General features: G+C 31.8%; 14 protein-coding genes. 6 read left to right on the top strand and 8 right to left on the bottom strand.

Annotated features, from left to right (window positions below; translation table 11 throughout):
- Positions 1 to 12 precede the first annotated feature (12 nt).
- Entirely contained in the window at positions 13 to 660 is a 648-nt protein-coding gene (locus PYW44_RS03030) for an HlyD family secretion protein (protein WP_002511478.1), read from the bottom strand.
- Positions 661 to 787: 127 nt separating this feature from the next.
- Between PYW44_RS03030 and PYW44_RS03025 the strand changes: the two genes are divergently transcribed.
- Entirely contained in the window at positions 788 to 1,336 is a 549-nt protein-coding gene (locus PYW44_RS03025; RefSeq protein ID WP_002506852.1) for a TetR/AcrR family transcriptional regulator, read from the top strand.
- A gap of 115 nt (positions 1,337 to 1,451) precedes the next feature.
- Here the strand turns inward: PYW44_RS03025 and PYW44_RS03020 are convergent, their stop codons facing one another.
- The 3 genes from PYW44_RS03020 to PYW44_RS03010 form a co-directional block, all read right to left on the bottom strand.
- Positions 1,452 to 2,663: a putative multidrug effflux MFS transporter TcaB gene (locus tag PYW44_RS03020; RefSeq protein ID WP_021338477.1), complete on the bottom strand. Its 1,212-nt coding sequence runs from the start codon at positions 2,661 to 2,663 to the stop codon at positions 1,452 to 1,454.
- Positions 2,664 to 2,914: 251 nt separating this feature from the next.
- Complete coding sequence (locus tag PYW44_RS03015; RefSeq protein WP_021338478.1) at positions 2,915 to 4,306, bottom strand: membrane-associated protein TcaA; 1,392 nt, start codon at positions 4,304 to 4,306, stop codon at positions 2,915 to 2,917.
- Positions 4,307 to 4,705: 399 nt separating this feature from the next.
- Entirely contained in the window at positions 4,706 to 5,170 is a 465-nt protein-coding gene (locus PYW44_RS03010) for a MarR family transcriptional regulator TcaR (RefSeq protein ID WP_002506849.1), read from the bottom strand.
- Positions 5,171 to 5,440: 270 nt separating this feature from the next.
- Here PYW44_RS03010 and PYW44_RS03005 point away from each other — a divergent pair, with 270 nt between their 5' ends.
- The gene (locus PYW44_RS03005; RefSeq protein WP_275113466.1) at positions 5,441 to 6,358 is read left to right on the top strand and encodes a YdcF family protein; all 918 of its coding nucleotides are present in this window, start codon (positions 5,441 to 5,443) and stop codon (positions 6,356 to 6,358) included.
- 370 nt (positions 6,359 to 6,728) lie between these two features.
- Here the strand turns inward: PYW44_RS03005 and PYW44_RS03000 are convergent, their stop codons facing one another.
- Together PYW44_RS03000 and PYW44_RS02995 are read right to left on the bottom strand one after the other, a co-directional pair.
- Entirely contained in the window at positions 6,729 to 7,397 is a 669-nt protein-coding gene (locus tag PYW44_RS03000) for an ABC transporter ATP-binding protein (RefSeq protein WP_002506847.1), read from the bottom strand.
- Positions 7,397 to 8,449, bottom strand: a complete 1,053-nt coding sequence (locus PYW44_RS02995) for an ABC transporter permease (RefSeq protein WP_021338480.1) — start codon at positions 8,447 to 8,449, stop codon at positions 7,397 to 7,399. Before PYW44_RS02995 ends, PYW44_RS03000 begins: the two co-directional genes overlap by 1 nt.
- A gap of 155 nt (positions 8,450 to 8,604) precedes the next feature.
- Between PYW44_RS02995 and PYW44_RS02990 the strand changes: the two genes are divergently transcribed.
- Complete coding sequence (locus PYW44_RS02990) at positions 8,605 to 9,279, top strand: response regulator transcription factor (RefSeq protein WP_021338481.1); 675 nt, start codon at positions 8,605 to 8,607, stop codon at positions 9,277 to 9,279.
- On the top strand, positions 9,272 to 10,639 hold the full coding sequence (locus PYW44_RS02985; protein ID WP_021338482.1) for a sensor histidine kinase: 1,368 nt from the start codon (positions 9,272 to 9,274) through the stop codon (positions 10,637 to 10,639). Before PYW44_RS02990 ends, PYW44_RS02985 begins: the two co-directional genes overlap by 8 nt.
- An 89-nt stretch (positions 10,640 to 10,728) precedes the next feature.
- On the opposite strand, the gene mqo is transcribed toward PYW44_RS02985, so the two are convergent.
- Positions 10,729 to 12,207 carry a malate dehydrogenase (quinone) gene (gene mqo / locus PYW44_RS02980; RefSeq protein ID WP_021338483.1) on the bottom strand — a complete coding sequence of 493 codons (1,479 nt, stop codon included), beginning with the start codon at positions 12,205 to 12,207 and terminating at the stop codon, positions 10,729 to 10,731.
- A 389-nt stretch (positions 12,208 to 12,596) separates the two neighbouring features.
- Here mqo and PYW44_RS02975 point away from each other — a divergent pair, with 389 nt between their 5' ends.
- Complete coding sequence (locus PYW44_RS02975; protein WP_021338484.1) at positions 12,597 to 13,748, top strand: glycosyltransferase family 4 protein; 1,152 nt, start codon at positions 12,597 to 12,599, stop codon at positions 13,746 to 13,748.
- A 212-nt stretch (positions 13,749 to 13,960) separates the two neighbouring features.
- Here the strand turns inward: PYW44_RS02975 and PYW44_RS02970 are convergent, their stop codons facing one another.
- Positions 13,961 to 15,562 (bottom strand): L-lactate permease, encoded by a 1,602-nt coding sequence (locus PYW44_RS02970; RefSeq protein WP_002506841.1) that lies wholly within the window; start codon positions 15,560 to 15,562, stop codon positions 13,961 to 13,963.
- Positions 15,563 to 15,803: 241 nt separating this feature from the next.
- On the opposite strand from PYW44_RS02970, the gene PYW44_RS02965 reads away from it, so the two are divergent.
- Entirely contained in the window at positions 15,804 to 17,495 is a 1,692-nt protein-coding gene (locus PYW44_RS02965) for a CDP-glycerol glycerophosphotransferase family protein (protein WP_021338485.1), read from the top strand.
- The last annotated feature ends 5 nt before the right edge of the window (positions 17,496 to 17,500 follow it).

The following is a 17,500-nucleotide window of genomic DNA, read 5'->3' as shown; positions in this document are numbered from 1 at the left end:
TTCAAGCCCTCCTTAGTTTTTATGGATTTTAACTTCAGCGTTCATTCCTGGAACAACATTATTAGATGGTTTTGAATCTAGTGAGATTTTTACAGGTACTACTTGAGAAACTTTAGTATAGTTACCATCACTGTTTGTTGAAGGCATCATAGAAAAACTTGACGCTGTTGCTTTACCAACCTCTTCTACTTTACCTTTAAGTTCAGCGTCTTCACCGTCTAGTGTTATATTTACATCTTTACCTTCTTCAACATCTGCAATGTCTTTTTCATCAACATTTGCAGTAATGTATGAATCATCTAAATTATAAGCATAGGCAATTGGCGATCCAGCTTGCGCCATTGAACCTTCCATACCATCAGTTTTTACAATTGTGCCGTCTTGAGGCATTTTAATATCCATTTTTTGTGATTGGCCGTCTTCACCTTTTGTTGCAATCTCTGCAACTTTATCGCCTTTACTTAATTTCTCATTATTTTTAACGTCAAAAGATTTAATTTCGCCTGCTGCTGGAGCTGAAACTTTAATTTGCTCACCATCAACTTTGGCATTATCTGTACTGACGAACCCTGTAGCTTGATTATAAAAGTGGAAGCCAACTACTCCTATTATTACAAGAACTACAATGGTAATGACATTAATTAACACCATTTTCTTCATTACACTTTCCTCCTATTTGCTTTTAAAATTCACCTTATATATTATAGAGTCATGCTAAATAAAAAAACACCGACACTTCTACTAAATGTGTCGGGTAAGTAATTATATGTTTTTTGAAGGAGATAAAATGAGACAGAAAGCTAAAAATAAAATCATTCGAAATATGATTATCCTATTAGAAGAACATCCATTTGAACATATTACTATTAAAATGATTTGCGCTTATAGTGGGGTCAATAGAACGACATTCTATGACTATTTTGTGGATAAATATGACCTTTTATCTACAATTCAAACTTATCACTTAAAAAAGTATATAAAATTATTAGATGTTTTATACAATAGCTTTGAACACACAGAAATCAACTATGAGAAATTATATAAATTTTTTAAAATTATTTTGTGCTATATCCATCGTCATTATGGCTTCTTTCACGCAATATTTGTTACACACCCAAATCGTGACTTATTTAGCGATTATGTTAAAGAAACCAAACTCAATTATACAAAATTGTTAGATGATTATACGACCGTAACAAATAAAAAACAGTTTGTTACGTATGCTATCGGTGGGCAACTTGGTATTATCTATTACTGGGTACGTGAAGACTGTATTGAATCACCAAATGAAATGGCACAAATTTTACTTGCAAATGCCATTAAATTAGGGCGTTAATACTGTAATCATTTTCGCATTACAATGTTTTTATAATATAGAAAATAAAAACGGCTGCTAGATATCCACTAAGGAATCTAACAGCCGTTTCTCATTTTCCTTTTATCCAATTTCACTATTTTGGAGCTACACGTTTAAATACATAATAATTTATTATTTGAAGTGTAATCAACAATAATCCTACTATTAATATAATCGTGACATAGGGGATATAACTATCTTCCCCCATCACGCCAACTAGTGGTGACACAAGCCCACCTATTAAGAATTGCACTAACCCTAATAAGCTAGATGCACTACCATTGCCGACTGTGTTCTCATCCATTGCAATCGAGAAACCTAATGTCGCTACTCCTGTAACAGGAGCCACTAGAACAATAAAACCTATAAACAATAGCCAGATAGATAGATGCATGTATAAAATAACGCTTATCCATACAACACCCACTAATTGAATGATTGTTAATACACGCAAAAGAACTTGTCTATCAATATAATCCACTAACTTACCTGTCAATTGACTAGAAACAATGAGACTTATACCTACAGATGCAAACATAAGGCTAAATTGCTGAGCAGACATGTCATAAATACGTTGTGCAATAAAAGGAGATGCAGAAATATAACTAAACAATATAACGAATGTCACACCTTGTATAAGCATAGGTAATACAAATCGAGGTGTAGCTAATAACTGTTTGAAACCTTTGAAGATACTAACGAGATGGGGGCTATCTCGCTGCTCAGTTGACAATGACTCTTTAATATTAAATATCGTTCCAAATAACATTAGCAGACCAAATATAGTTAATATAACAAAGACCATACGCCACGTAGAAAATGATAGAATGACACCGCCTAATGCCGGTGCTAATACTGGTGCAACACCGTTTACTAACATGAGTAACGCTAAAAATTTAGTTAATTGTTTTCCGGTATACAGATCACTTGATATCGCTCTAGAAATCACTGCCCCTGCTCCACCACAAAATCCCTGTACAAATCTTAAGGCGATCATCAACCAAATATTATCCACAAAAATAATACCTATACTTGCCAATGTAAATAATGCCATAGCTACGATTAATGGTGTCTTTCGTCCTATAGAATCTGATATCGGACCTACAAATAAATTACCTAATGCTAAACCAATCATAAACAAAGATAAAGTTAGTTGTGAATTAGATGTTGTTGTATTGAAATCTGATTGTATCTGTGGCAAGCCTGGCAAGAACATATCAATAGATAATGCGCCTATCGCAGTTAACGCGCCTAAGATAATAACAAACAGTAAGGAATTCTTATGTTGCTCTTGATAATTGGACATTTCTATTCTCCTCAATGCTGAAGCCCTAGCATTTTTAGCTACTTATTAACACTTCATCTCATATCATTATAAGAAAAAGTTCATTGCTATTATTATAGCCTTTGCTAACGCAATTTTAAATAGATGTAGTTAAATTGATATGTAAAAGACAAAGGGAGCGATGATAAGAAATCAAAATTTGAAATTTGATTTCTTATCACCGCTCCCACAAAGTTGACTAAAAATACGCTTTGCATTAATTTTTTAAATATTTAACTTTGCTCTGAATACTTCACTACTTTTAAATCATTCGCTTTGTCATTACCTTCAAGTTGATATTCTACTTCACCATATTGGCCATCTTCTTTTAATGTTTGGCCTGTAACATAGAATGTATTACCTTCTTTTACAATATCAGTAATCTGTGGCTGCTGAAGATAGAATAGTTCATTAGATTTAACGTCTTTTTTAGTATCCTTATATTTTTCACTATCTTTCTTTAAATAGGATGATACTAAATTAAAATCACTTTGACTGCGTGCACTAATCATTGCCGCAGTGTAATCACCGAAAAAACGAGACACCTTATTTCTAAAACTATTTTCTTCTTTTTCTTTTTTCTCAACATACTTCTCGATTTCATCATCATCAAAGTTTAAAGTGACTTGTGTTTTATCTTTGAGGTTATCTGTTTTCACTGTTGTTTCTGCTGATTTAAATGTTTTCTTCTTAGCTTGTCCTTCAGCAGATACCGTTATATCTTTTGTTTTAGGATATGGGCCAAATTCTTTAGCTTTTGCGTAATCATAAGTTTTGTCATTGATTTTAACTTTAACTGAATCTGTATCTATTTCAGATGCACCATTTAATTCAACTTGTACATATGCTTCGTTAAAGTCTTCAGTAACATCAACTGATTCATTGTTACTGTCATTAAAATTGAATTTGAGGTGACCATTGAATTGACCGTTCGACATTTCTTTCTTAGCTTCAAGTGTATAATCGCCTGGAATAAATTTACCTAAAGAAGTTGGCTTATTTTTCTCAGCTACTACAGTTTTTTGCTTATCATCTGCCTTAAATTTATACGTTGTTTCTTGTTTAGGTTTTACAATCGCTTCTTTAGTTGGTGCAGTAAAGCTCATATTATCAAATATTAAATAGCGAGTCCCATTTTTACTGATTCTCAGAACTTTTTCTCCATTTTTGGCTGTGACAAAATCTGAATTCTTAGTATCATTTTGGTTCAATTTCGCAATTTTACTATTTACATCTTTCACAAAGTTATCCATTCCAACTTCATTTTTTATGTATTTAATATAAGCATCAGCTTCATTTTCATCAACACTGTTATTTTGAGTACTCAAAAGAGTTGAAAGTTTTTGCGTATCGTTATTATCTACTGCATTTATTATAATCTCTGATTGCGCTTCAGGTGAATTAAAGTTTCTTACCAAGAAAAAAACAATGATAAGTAAGATAAGGATAAAGAATGCAATACCCCAAGGAATAACTTTACGTACGTTAATATTGGTTGTGTTTTTATTTGTTTTTGTAGAGCGTGTCATTTTTTCTGAATCGCCTTGCTTTGCACGATACCCGCAATGACTACACCTTCTCTGCCCATTTCTTATGTTTTCTCCACACTTCGGACATTTTTGCATTTTATCACCTCTTTACGATTACCCTTGTTTTTTACACTATCCCGCTATTTTAACACATTATAGGATGAAACTATATGGCAGATTAATACTCCATTAATCACTATACCCATGCATAATCGAAGTATACTAATAGTATATTTTAAAGCTATAATATTTATTATATGTGCCTTGCTTAAAAATTGATATACGCATTTAGTCCAATGCTTTGTTCTTTTACTGAATCGTCTATTGTTCATAACAATGTACCTTCAAAATTAATATCTAAATGTTTTATAAGTTAAAAGAGACTACTAGTCACCCTAGCTTGGGTGCTAACAGCCACTTAATAAGACTCATCTTTATCTAATTATATCTCGATGTATTTTTAAATATGTCCTATCATACTTATATTGATTAATGTTACGAATGATGTTTAATATTAAAGTTCTTCAACCTTTGATCAATGATCTCTAATACATAACGCGCTTGTTCAATTTCATCATCTGATAGATCATGCAGTATATCACTGACTATGTCATTTATAATAGACTTACTTTTTCTATTAAACTGTTTGCCCTTCTCAGTTAATTTAATATATTTTAATCGTTGATCTCCTGTGTCTTCAGATTTATCCCATTGTACAACCTCAGCTTGAATTAATTTTTTTATTCTTCGGCTGACGGCAGCTTTATTTACACCTTGTCGTTCTGTAATTTCTGTTAAAGTCATCGCTTTTCCATTTTCAAGCATTAATATAACGTTTGCCTGTTCTTTTGATACATTGTATTCTTCTCTTAATGCCTTTAATAATTTAGCTAATAATGTATTTACATCATCTATAAATTCTCCCATGAATTCTATATGACTACTTAAATTTTTCACCATTGGTTGCACCTCTTTAATCTCCACTGTATGTAATATCATTTTGTAATTTGTTATATTAATAGTATCAATATTTTAACGTCTATAAAAGTTAAAATATACAATGCTTCCATTTACGGATATTGTATGTTGCTTAATATTAATACTAAGGCTTTATCCATTTGCATATTTTAATGGATTCAACTACATTTAATATACTATAAAACACTGGGGTGAAACATGAATATTCTGGCACTACTTTGTAGTTTACTGATAGTACTTATTTTCTTAAGTATGTATTTTAATTTTAAATATTTTGCAAATATTAATATTTTTATTTCCCAGGTAATATTAGGTTATATTGTAATTATCTTACGTATTGGTTCTCATCAAATCCCTATAGACATCATTGTTGTAATGATTATTGGTTTCTTATTAGTACATATAAAACACAAACATATACTGCAGTATCGTATGAGCGCGCTATTTTTAAAACGACTTTATCGCTTATCCTTTAAAGTTATTGTTTTCACACTTGCTTGTGCATACATTAGCTTGCTACCTTTTGGATTTAATGTTGTATTCCTATGGTTATCAGCGATTGCCTTTAGCGCGATTTTCACTTTTATTTGTTATGTATCTTGCGCTTCTTGTTATTTAAATCAGAAATATATAGCAAAGTTTGATACGATACTCATCTTAGGTGCGGGTATTTTTAATGAACATGTCACGCCTATGTTAGCTAATAGATTAGATCGAGCATTAGGATTGTATAATCAACAACCAAATGCCCAATTTATCGTAAGTGGTGGACAAGGTCCGGATGAACCTATATCTGAAGCTTTGGCCATGTTTCGTTACTTAGTTGATCGTGGCGTGAACCCAGCTCAAATTTTAATGGAAGATGCATCTACGAGTACATATGAAAACATTAAATTTACAAAAGCACTAATACAGCAGTCATTCAATACAAAACCTAAGATTGTCTGTGTCACAAGTCAATTTCATATTATGCGTGCAGTCCGCTTCGGCCAAAAGTTAGACCTTAAATTAAAAGGCGTAGGAAGTCATACACCTTATCACTTTTTTGAAGTTGCCTTAATTAGGGACTTTTTAGCATTAATGTATCAATACAAGTTATTGCTTACAGTTTACTTTGCTACATTATTTTTTGCTTGTATTTTTGCATTGTGGCACATCCCTACTTCTTAGACATATAATGTTAAAAACAACCAGTTTTAAATCGATTTAAAATATCAATTTAGCAAATAGATCAACGTGACATAGTATTAAGTATTTATTAATAGTACTAAACATAAGAAGAATAAGAACGCAAAAAATAAGAGGTTGGGACATATCACATGTCTCAGCCTCTTATTTTTATTGGCAGTGGCTGACTGAATTTAAAAAGCGCTTCGGCTCTTATATCCCATTTAACAGTCAGCTGTGTCGGGATGGCTCATACAACGAAATTTCATTGAAAAAAAATAAATTTCTGTCCCATTCCCTTCTCCCCGTTCTAAAAAGGTTATTTATTATTTTTATCTCCCAAGCGCTTCAAAAGGAATTAGACTTTTATGGGTTATGAATTCACTATTACACCATTATCTAATTCAATTACTCTGTCTGCATACTGAAATAATCGTTTGTCATGGGTAATCATTATACCTATCATTTTTTTACTTTGTATTTGATTTTTAATCATGTGAATAACTTCAGTTGCACGTTCTGCATCTAAACTTGCTGTAGGTTCATCCGCAAGTATAATTTTAGGATTGTTCATCAATGCTCTCATAATCGCTACACGTTGTTTCTCCCCACCAGATAACATATGTGGAAATACATTTAAACGGTGTTCTAATCCTATTTGTTTTAATAACATTTCCGCTCTTTGATTCGCATCATTTTTAGACATCCCAGCTTCTTTACCTATTGTCGTTAATTGTGCTTTCACTTTTAAATAAGGCACTAAATGTGAAGATTGGAATATAAATCCAATTTCATTCAATCTTAATTCTGATGCTTTTTTATCTCCTGCATATAATGGAGAACCATTATACAAAATGTCACCACTATTTTGTGAGAGTAATCCACCTAAAATAGTAAGTAATGTTGTCTTACCTGAGCCTGATGCACCATTTAATATTACGAATTCTCCATCATTTACTTCAAAGTTTATTCCTTTTAATACAGGCGTTTCTGATGGACCTTTACCAAATGTTTTTTTAATATCTTTTACTTGTAAACTCATTATTCTCCACCTCCAATTGCTTCAATAGGGTCTACTTTAAACAGTTTAATGAACGATAATACTGCACCTATAATTGCCACTACAATAAATACGCCTACAACTAATAATAGATTAGATAGTGTTACATGGAATGGCATGGATACGGGCATAATTAATGATAAACCACTCACAAATCCTACAGAAATTAACACACCGATCATAGTAGTAATTAATATTTGAATTAATAATGCACTTAATAAATGTTTTGTTTTGATGCCAATTGCTTTTAAGATACCGATTTCTGGTATTTTTTGAATCGTCATAACATAGAAGAATGCGCTAAGTACGATCGCTGAAATCACGAATAAACTTACAATCATCATATTTAATGGCGCTTGCTCTGCTTGATAACTTGGTATTTCACTTGTAATATCATCTTGTGTAAATACTTTGACATCTGAGATTTTATTTATTTCATCTTGTTGTTTACTTGTTAAGTCTTTAACAGGATAAACTGTACTCACTTGTTTGTTCAAATTGTCGAAGCCACTATCACTCATCATCACGACTGAGCTATGTGAATGCATCGTATCGTTGATAACACCTGATACTCTTAATTCTTTACCATCTTTAACTTCAACCATGTCACCAACGTTTATACCTTCTGCAGTGAGCTTACTATTAATTGCAAATTCATTATCTTTTGTTGGATAACTACCTTCTGCCAATTCAGGCTTGTCATTATTCACTGTATTAATCATCACAACATCTTCTTCGGTTTTATCAATTTTTAATGTTTGTGACGCTAATTTTAATGGTTCTTGGTTTGTGATATCTTCTATTTTCTTTTGTTGTTCTGGTTTGATAATTGATTTCTCAATTTGTGGTTGCTTATTGTCCTGTAAAACATATTTTTCAGTTTTCATATTGTCTAACATCGATATATTTTCTCTTGCTAACCCCTGTGCTAATCCGCTAATAAATAGAACCATAATACCTAGTAATAAAATGATTAACATAATTAAAATATAACGGAATTTATAATATTTTATCTCCTGCCATGCTAATTTCATCATTTCCACTCCTTCTCCAAAACTTATATCTAGAGTTTATCCTCCTTATGTGAACTCAATATGAACTTATGTTCATTTTTTAAAAACTTTTGTTATTTGTGAAGTCTATGAGTAACGTTTATAATGACAATAAAATGAAGAAGGAGACATTGCCCATGACAACTTGTCTTATTGTCGATGATGACAAAAAAATATTAGAGTATGTTTCTAATTATATTCGTCGTGAAGGATTAGAAACAATTACGCAATCAAGCGCTGAAGACGCACTGTCCTATCTAGAATCAAATCTAGTAGACATTGCCATTGTAGATATTATGATGGGTGGCATGAGCGGTTTTGAGCTCTGTAAAATTTTAAAAGAAGATTACGATATGCCAGTTATCATGTTAACTGCGCGCGATGCGCTAAGTGATAAAGAACAAGCCTATTTAACAGGCACAGATGACTATGTCACGAAACCTTTCGAAGTAAAAGAGCTCATTTTCAGAATTAAAGCTGTGCTGAAGCGCTATAACATTAATGCTAATAGTGAAATTACTATTGGCAACCTGACGCTTAATCAAGCGTATTTAGAATTACAGACAGATTCTAAAACAATGAATTTGCCTAATAAAGAATTCCAATTGCTATTTATCCTTGCTTCTCATCCAAGACAAGTTTTTAATCGTGATGATTTAATAGAAAAAATATGGGGATTTGATTATGAAGGTGATGAGCGTACTGTCGATGTTCATATTAAACGCCTTAGAAAAAGGCTTGAAAAATTGGAAGCATCAGTAACAATTCATACAGTGCGTGGATTGGGTTATAAGGTGGATGATCATGTTTAAATCACTCTATACACGCATTGCAGTGTATACTATTGTTGTTATGCTCTTCAGTGCAGTAGTCAGTTTTTTATGTACAAATATTATTTATCATAATTTTTTGAAAGAAAATAATGACGCAAAAATTATGCGTACTTTAAAAGATTCGATGGAATATCAAAAAGAATCAAAAATTGATAGTCATCCACCATTTTTCAAACATTTAGGTGAAATGAATTACCAAATTATGACTATTTCAGAAAATGGAAAAAGAACATACTATGGTGAAGCATTCAGAAAAGATAATATAGCACAACAAGATGTTCAAAGTGTATTAAACGGTAAAGATTATCATGGTATTAAAAATTTACCTTACACGCCTATTATTACTGGTTTTTTTGAAAATACTACTCAAAATACAGTAGGTATTGCTTTTGAATCCGAAGGTCAAAACTATGCCGTCTTCATGAGACCTGATATCGGTAAAACATTTAGTGAATTTAGAATATTCTTAGCGATACTAATATCGTTATTACTCATTATCTCTATCATCCTAGTTATTTCTTCAACTTATACATTAATCAAACCCATTCAACAATTGAAAAACGCGACAGAACGTCTTATGCAAGGCAATTTTGATACAGCAATTAAAATCACACGTAAAGATGAATTAGGCACGTTACAATATCGATTTGATAAGATGAGACTTTCATTAAAACAATTAGATGATATGAGACAACATTTCGTTCAGAACGTTTCTCATGAAATCAAAACACCATTGACACATGTTCATCATCTACTTGATCAGCTCAAATTTGCTAAGAGCGATCAGGAACGTCTGCGCTATATTGATGATATTTACCAAATCACTACACAACTTAGCGAATTAACAAAAGAACTTTTATTGTTATCCGAAATTGATAATGGTGCACATCTTGAATTTAAAGATCACATTGCACTTAATCAACTTTTAAAACAAATTATTCGCCATGAACAATTTTCTGCCAATGAAAAAGATTTAATCATCATGTCAGATTTAGAAAATATTAAAATGGTTGGTAACGAACGCTTATTACATCAAGCATTCCAAAACCTCATTACAAATGCCATTAAATATTCAGTTCAAGGCGGCACAATAGATATTATACTTAAGCAGGATTTAGATTCTATTAAGTGTACAATTACAGACGATGGTCAGGGTATGACTGAAGAAACTCAATCTCGTTTGTTCGAACGTTTTTATAAAGCAAGTAATCATGACAATAGTAATGGCTTAGGCCTTGCTATTGCTAAGGCCATTTTTGAACTACATGGTGGTACGATATCCATAGTAAGCGAAAAAAATAAGGGCACTACATTCTCTATCGAAATCCGTAAAAGTTAGATTAAAAGCGCACGGTTAGCCTAGTATGATACTAGATTAACCGTGCGCTTATTTTCATTGCTTATTATCATATCAATGCCAAAGCAATATTAATTTATTTTTAAATTTTTCGTAATTTCTTCATTCAATTTCGTATAAAGTGCTTCATTATCTGATAGTTTCATGCCATATGAAGGCACCATTGTTTTCACTTTGTCTTCCCATTGTTTAAATTCTTCACCATAGCAGCGTTTAAGCATATCAAGCATGATATCTACTGCTGTAGAAGCACCAGGCGACGCACCTAACAATGCAGACAATGAACCGTCTTCAGAAGTTATAACTTCGGTACCAAATTGCAATGTTCCTTTACCATTTTCTGTATCTTTGATAACTTGCACACGTTGACCAGCTACAACAATTTCCCAATCTTCACTCTTAGCATTAGGAACAAATTGACGTAAGTCTTCCATACGCTCTTCATTTGAAAGGGTAAGTTGTGAAATTAAATATTTTGTTAAACTCATTTCTTTAATTCCTGCAGACAGCATTGTAATTAAGTTGTTTGGTTTCACAGACTTAATTAAGTCCATATTTGAACCAGTTTTCATGAATTTAGGTGAAAATCCAGCAAATGGACCAAATAATATTGTACGTTTGCCATCTATGTAACGTGTGTCTAAATGTGGTACTGACATTGGTGGTGCTCCTACTGAAGCTTTTCCATATACTTTAGCAAGATGTTGCGTTGTAATTGATTCATCTTTACATACTAAGAACAAGCCACTTACAGGGAACCCACCAACATGTTTCGATTCTTTAATACCTGTTTTTTGTAGCAATTGTAAACTTGCACCACCAGCACCGATGAACACGAAATCACTTTCAACAAATGTCACGATATCTGTTTGTAAATCTTTAACTTTCATCTCCCAAACACCGTCTTCACGTTGTTTAAGATCTTGTACTTCATGTTCATAATTTAATTCAACTTGCTTTTCTTCTAAGTTTTCAAATAACTTTTTAGTTAATGCACCGAAGTTAACATCTGTACCAGTTTTATCATAACTCATTGCCACTGGTACATGAGATGTACGACCTTCCATCATCAATGGTACCCAATCAGCTATTTTATCTTTATTATCAGTAATTTCCATATTACTGAATAGAATATTTTTGTTTAATCTGTCTACACGTCTTTTTAAGAAATCTACATTACGGACACCTTGTACAAAACTCATGTGAGGTACTGGCTTAATAAATGCTTCAGGTTGCGTAAGTTGACCTTGTTTAACTAAGTAATTCCAAAATTGTTTAGTAACTTGGTATTGTTCATTAATTTTTACAGCCTTATTTATATCTATTGAACCATCTTTATTTTCTTTTGTATAATTCAACTCACATAATGCAGAGTGACCCGTACCCGCATTGTTCCAACCATTAGAACTTTCTTCTGCTGGCGTAGATAACCTTTCATACATCTTAATCTCTTTCTCTGGTGCGAGTTCTTTTAATATAGTTCCTAATGTTGCACTCATGATACCGCCACCGATTAAGATGACATCTGTTTTGCTATGTTTTGTGCTCATAACAAACACAGTCCCCCTTTTATATATGTTTATAGAAACGTTATCTTTATCCTTTTAGAAAAGTGGATGAAGCGTTTTCTATAACTAAAAAATAAAAAACCTTGCCGTTATTATTGATTAAAATGTAAAAATAACGAAATATATCTTTATACTTCTCTAATTATATACGTAATCGCCCTATGAAAAAAGGGCTTTCAGTAATTCTACACAAATTTTGTTAATATGTGTTAACCAAACTGTTAGTTAAAAGATCTATTATATCTTCTAAAAAGACGTTAAAATGCTTTTTAAATACTGAAATAAGTTTGATACTACTAATAAAAACACATTATACATTTCATGATATAATGAATTCTAATTTAAGTTAAGAAACATTTGGAGGTTTTCCGATGAAATCAATCACTTTTTTCATGCATAATATCTATGCCATGGGAGGTACTGTAAAATCTATTTCACAATTAGCTAATACACTGGCTAAAAAAGGTCATAAAGTCGAAATCATTTCTATATTTAAAGGTGATTTAAAACCTTATTTCGAACTCCATGATTCTATCGTTATAAAACCTTTAATCAATTATCAGTTGCACCCTAAAAATTTCAAAAATTTACTTTTTAACCGTATTAATAAATACACTTCATTTTCTAAACCTAAAGTACTTTCAAAAAATGAACCAGGTTTAAACCAGTTTTCACGTTATATAGAGAAAAAGATGATTAAATCCATCCGTAAAATTGATACAGACGTTTTAATCGGGACTAGAGCCAGTTTTAATATATTGATTGCAAAATATGCACAAAACAACATTGAAACTATTGGCATGGAGCATATGAATTTTGAAGCCCATCCTGAAGCATTTCAACAAGAAATCATTGATGCATATACCACTTTAGATAAAGTGACTACACTTACTACTGTAGATAAAATTAAATATCAATCTTATATTCAAACACCTGTTTATGTTGTTCCAAATATTTTAGATGAACCTAGACTTAATAAAACAAAAGAAAAAATAATTACTGCAGCTGGCCGTTTAGAATATGAAAAAGGATTCGACATACTCATTGATAGTATTAATCCCATTCAGCATATCGTCAGAAAATTTGGCTATAAAGTACACATCTTTGGAGAAGGACAAGAAAGAGATGCATTACAACAACTTATTGATCGATATGACTTATCAGATATTGTTTTACTACAAGGTTCAACGCAACAATTAAATGAACAATTGGCAATTAGTGAAATTACAGTTGTTCCTTCACGTAACGAAGGTTTCGGCATGGTTATCTTAGAAGCCATGAACCAAAGTAATATTGTAGTAAGCTTTAGTGGGAACGCTGGGCCCGATTCTATTATTAAAAATAACGTGAATGGTTATTTAATAGATCATAAGAACGTGACTGAATTGTCGAATAAACTGCGTAGACTAATCAATCAAGAATTCAAAGAACAAGTCCTTATAGAAAATGGTTTCAAGACCGTAGCTACTTATTCACCTGAGGCTGTTTATCAACAGTTTTCAAATATGCTGAATTCAAAATAAAAAAGATGTTGGAGCATATCAATTTATACTCCAACATCTTTTTTATATTTAAATATCTATCGTGATTCGGGTCAATCTTTCATCGAAGACTACAAGATAAAACTTTGATTTGGCAAATAATTATAGATTTATATAAATTAGCGCTATCTACGTAAAACAAAAAAACTGCCAACAAAGTCTGAACTCTGTCGACAGCTAAATATTATTTATTTCTAGATAAAGAAATTCAAGATAAATGTCCAAATACATATGAAGACGAGCATCGCAATACTATAGCGTAATGTCATTTTCAACAATTGAGATTCTTTACCAACTTGTTGTACAGATGCAGTTGCGATTGCAATAGATTGTGGAGATATAAGTTTCGCTGCTACACCACCAACAGTATTGGCAGAAACGAGTAATGCGCCACTTGCTCCTATATTATTTGCAACAGCTGCTTGAATCGGCGCAAACAACGTATTATTATTTGTCACTGATCCAGTTAAAAAGACACCAATCCAACCTAAAATTGGAGATAGTAATGGGAATATAGCGCCTGTTTTTGCAATACCTTCACCAATTACGTTACTTAATCCTGCATACGTCATAAGTTTTGAAATTACTAAGATAAAACATATTGTGATAATTGGTAACCAAAGTTCTTTAAATGAAAGTTTAAATAGTCGACCACCATCAGCAAAACCAACACGTTTAGACATTAAAATAGTAATAATTATTACTAAAAGAATGGCTGTACCTGTTTGACCAATTATGTTTAATGGAAGACTAATTGCTTTATTTGCAATCTCACTATAAGTACCCGGCAATGTGATGTTAAAGACGAACGCTTCTAATGCGCCACCTGGCTCAAACAGTGCTTTGAAGTTTGGTGCACTCCATATCATTACAAATACTGTTAAAATGAAAAACGGGCTCCATGCATAAACAATTTCTTTCGCTTTATGTTGGTCAATTTCTTGTGGTTTTTCTTCTTTATTAATTCTAAAGATATGTTTTGGTTGGAATTTTTTAGAAAATAAAGCTAATGCCAACATTGCACCTAATGGTGGAATAATATCTGCTAATTCAGGTCCAACAAATAATGTAATTACAGCCTGTAATACTGTATAAGTAATACTTACAATTAAGATGGCTGGCAATGTTTCTTTAATACCTTTGAAACCATCAATAATCCATATTAATAGGAATGGTACTGCCATATTCATAATGAATAAAGTGAGCGTAGACATTTGTGATACTGCCATACCTGTAATATCTTCTGGTAATCCTAAAGTGTTAATTACAGTGATAGGTAAACCAATCGCACCAAACGCCCCTGCTGTAGCATTTGCAATTAAACATAGCATCGCTGCTTGTAATGGAGCGAAACCAAGTTGAGTAAGTAAAAGAGCACATATTGCAATTGGTACACCAAAACCTGCAGCACCTTCTAAGAATCCATTAAACGCAAAACCAATAAGTAATAATTGGATACGTTGGTCTTGTGAAATACTAGATATACTATCTTGGATAGTTTGGAACTGCCCTGTTTCAGTTGTAACTTTATATAATAATACTGCCATGATAACAATATAACCAATAGGTATGATACCTTGGAAAAATCCTTCGACAACTGCACCAGAAGCAATACTTACTGGTAGTTTAAAACACAATATTGCAATGATTAATGTAACGACTACAGTAGTAATTGACGCATATATCCCTTTCATTCTAAATACAGTTAAGCATAACAAGAATAAAATAATAGGAATCGCTGCAATGATAGATGAGACTAATACATTGTTAAAGGGGTTAAAAGTTTCTACAAACATTTGCTTCACTACTTCTTTCTATTTAAATTTATATTGACATAGTTCGTTATTGTGATTTTTTTCACAATGAAATTATAACATTTTCTGTATTAAATACAATATACTTTTTAAAACTTTCATTATTTTTTTCTAGCGTAACACGAAGTTTAAAATTTTAAAACCTGCTCTGCAAGGGATTCATTTATCTCAAGTGCACTCCGTGGTAAAATAGTAACAATAATGATTAAGTAGAGGGATATTAATGATAAAACAAATTGAATTAGTTGAGTGGCAACATTTAGAAACTCAACTAAAAAAAGCAACACTAGAAGATTATACACATTTTGTTGTAATTAACAACAGTATAAAAATACACCAAAATATGATTGAGGCAGTTAATTTGAAGCCTTGCACGATTGTATCTGACTATACGGTTAACCAACAATACATAAATGATTGTCGTTATTTTGGTAAATTAGAGATTTCATTTAATGACTGGGTAGAAAATATTAATCACTATCCAAACATCATTTTCCATATAGAAACAACGCAGCGTATTTTAGATGAATTTAATATACAAAATTTATTTGATTTAGCTTTAATATCACTATTGCAAGATGATGTTGTTACTGACAGTCATGTCATTTTTGATTTCAGTCAGTCATTTACTACAAGTAGCAAGATATGGAAGGATATACACCAACTGACACCATTGAATACGACAAAATTTAATTTAAATAAATTGGCATATGAACATAAACATGGGCTTCCATTTAAAACGAAAGAAACATTGGCGCCTGAACAAATGCGTTTTACTGATAAATGGTTGAATGCTACAGGTTTCAAAATGCCCCATTGGCTTTTCAATATTGTGCAACGCCAGTCAGTTAAAAAGCATCGAGAGAAAAGCTATATATATGAAAAAAATCCATCAAAAGTTAAAAATCATATTGTATTCTTAGGCTTTGATTATGGTTTTAGAGGTAACTCTCGTTACTTGTTCAATCATTTTGCTAAACATTTTTCAAAATTACCGATATATTTTATAACCGATGATGTCAATGGTCCAAACTTCATCAAGCCAGATGATCCAAAAGCAAAAGATCTTATAGAAAGCGCATGTGTAGTGATATTAGAAAGTAATATTCCTGATACACTAAAACCTAATGGAACTATTATTCAGCTTTGGCACGGTACACCTATTAAAAAACTGTTTTTAGATAGTAATGAACCATCACAAAATCTAAATATTTACAATTACCGAGCACGTAAATACAATAAGTGGTTACAACAAGATTATTTTGTATGCGATAGTGAATCCATTATTGAATATTTCAAATCTGCTTTTCCACAACAACAAACACATATTTTAAACTGTGGTTATCCTAGAATCAGATATTTGCTAGATAAACAAACGGATCACCATTATATTTCTTTTATTAAACGAGAATTGAAGTTAGACCCTGAAAAAGAAACTTTACTTTATGCGCCAACATGGAAATCTCACCAAGATGATTCAGATCTATTACCTATTAGTGACGGATTACTCAATAAATATAATGTTATATTTAAAGGACATATTGAAGATCAAGCTTCTTATATTCCTGAAAATGCAATTCTTGCACCGCCACATATAGAAGTTCAAGACTTATTATTAGTTTCAGACATTGTACTCACAGACTATTCTTCTATTATTTTTGATGCATTAACAATTAATAAAACTGTGTGTCAGTACACACCAAATCACGCTAAATATATTGCTGAACGTGGAGTTTATGATGAAGTTATGCATTCATTAGCTACTGTTAGATATAGTGATGCTAAGGCTTTGTTAAATGATTTAATTAGTCATCAAATGACAGAGATTCATTCCAATCCCTTTATCAATAAAGATAATCATGCTTTTGAAACACTGTCTCATATTATTAAAAAGTGTAATAAAACATATAACTAATATAG

Source organism: Staphylococcus equorum, assembly GCF_029024965.1.
In the GTDB taxonomy this organism is placed as follows: Bacteria; Bacillota; Bacilli; order Staphylococcales; family Staphylococcaceae; genus Staphylococcus; species Staphylococcus equorum.
Note: the sequence above shows the minus strand (reverse complement) of the source record. Positions and strands in the feature narration are given on the sequence as shown.

Coding starts and splice junctions, on each gene's coding strand:
- PYW44_RS03030 (WP_002511478.1), bottom strand. CDS start 660: ATGAAGAAAATGGTGTTAATTAATGTCATTACCATTGTAGTTCTTGTA.
- PYW44_RS03025 (WP_002506852.1), top strand. CDS start 788: ATGAGACAGAAAGCTAAAAATAAAATCATTCGAAATATGATTATCCTA.
- PYW44_RS03020 (WP_021338477.1), bottom strand. CDS start 2,663: ATGTCCAATTATCAAGAGCAACATAAGAATTCCTTACTGTTTGTTATT.
- PYW44_RS03015 (WP_021338478.1), bottom strand. CDS start 4,306: ATGCAAAAATGTCCGAAGTGTGGAGAAAACATAAGAAATGGGCAGAGA.
- PYW44_RS03010 (WP_002506849.1), bottom strand. CDS start 5,170: ATGGTGAAAAATTTAAGTAGTCATATAGAATTCATGGGAGAATTTATA.
- PYW44_RS03005 (WP_275113466.1), top strand. CDS start 5,441: ATGTATTTTAATTTTAAATATTTTGCAAATATTAATATTTTTATTTCC.
- PYW44_RS03000 (WP_002506847.1), bottom strand. CDS start 7,397: ATGAGTTTACAAGTAAAAGATATTAAAAAAACATTTGGTAAAGGTCCA.
- PYW44_RS02995 (WP_021338480.1), bottom strand. CDS start 8,449: ATGAAATTAGCATGGCAGGAGATAAAATATTATAAATTCCGTTATATT.
- PYW44_RS02990 (WP_021338481.1), top strand. CDS start 8,605: ATGACAACTTGTCTTATTGTCGATGATGACAAAAAAATATTAGAGTAT.
- PYW44_RS02985 (WP_021338482.1), top strand. CDS start 9,272: ATGTTTAAATCACTCTATACACGCATTGCAGTGTATACTATTGTTGTT.
- mqo (WP_021338483.1), bottom strand. CDS start 12,207: ATGAGCACAAAACATAGCAAAACAGATGTCATCTTAATCGGTGGCGGT.
- PYW44_RS02975 (WP_021338484.1), top strand. CDS start 12,597: ATGAAATCAATCACTTTTTTCATGCATAATATCTATGCCATGGGAGGT.
- PYW44_RS02970 (WP_002506841.1), bottom strand. CDS start 15,562: ATGTTTGTAGAAACTTTTAACCCCTTTAACAATGTATTAGTCTCATCT.
- PYW44_RS02965 (WP_021338485.1), top strand. CDS start 15,804: ATGATAAAACAAATTGAATTAGTTGAGTGGCAACATTTAGAAACTCAA.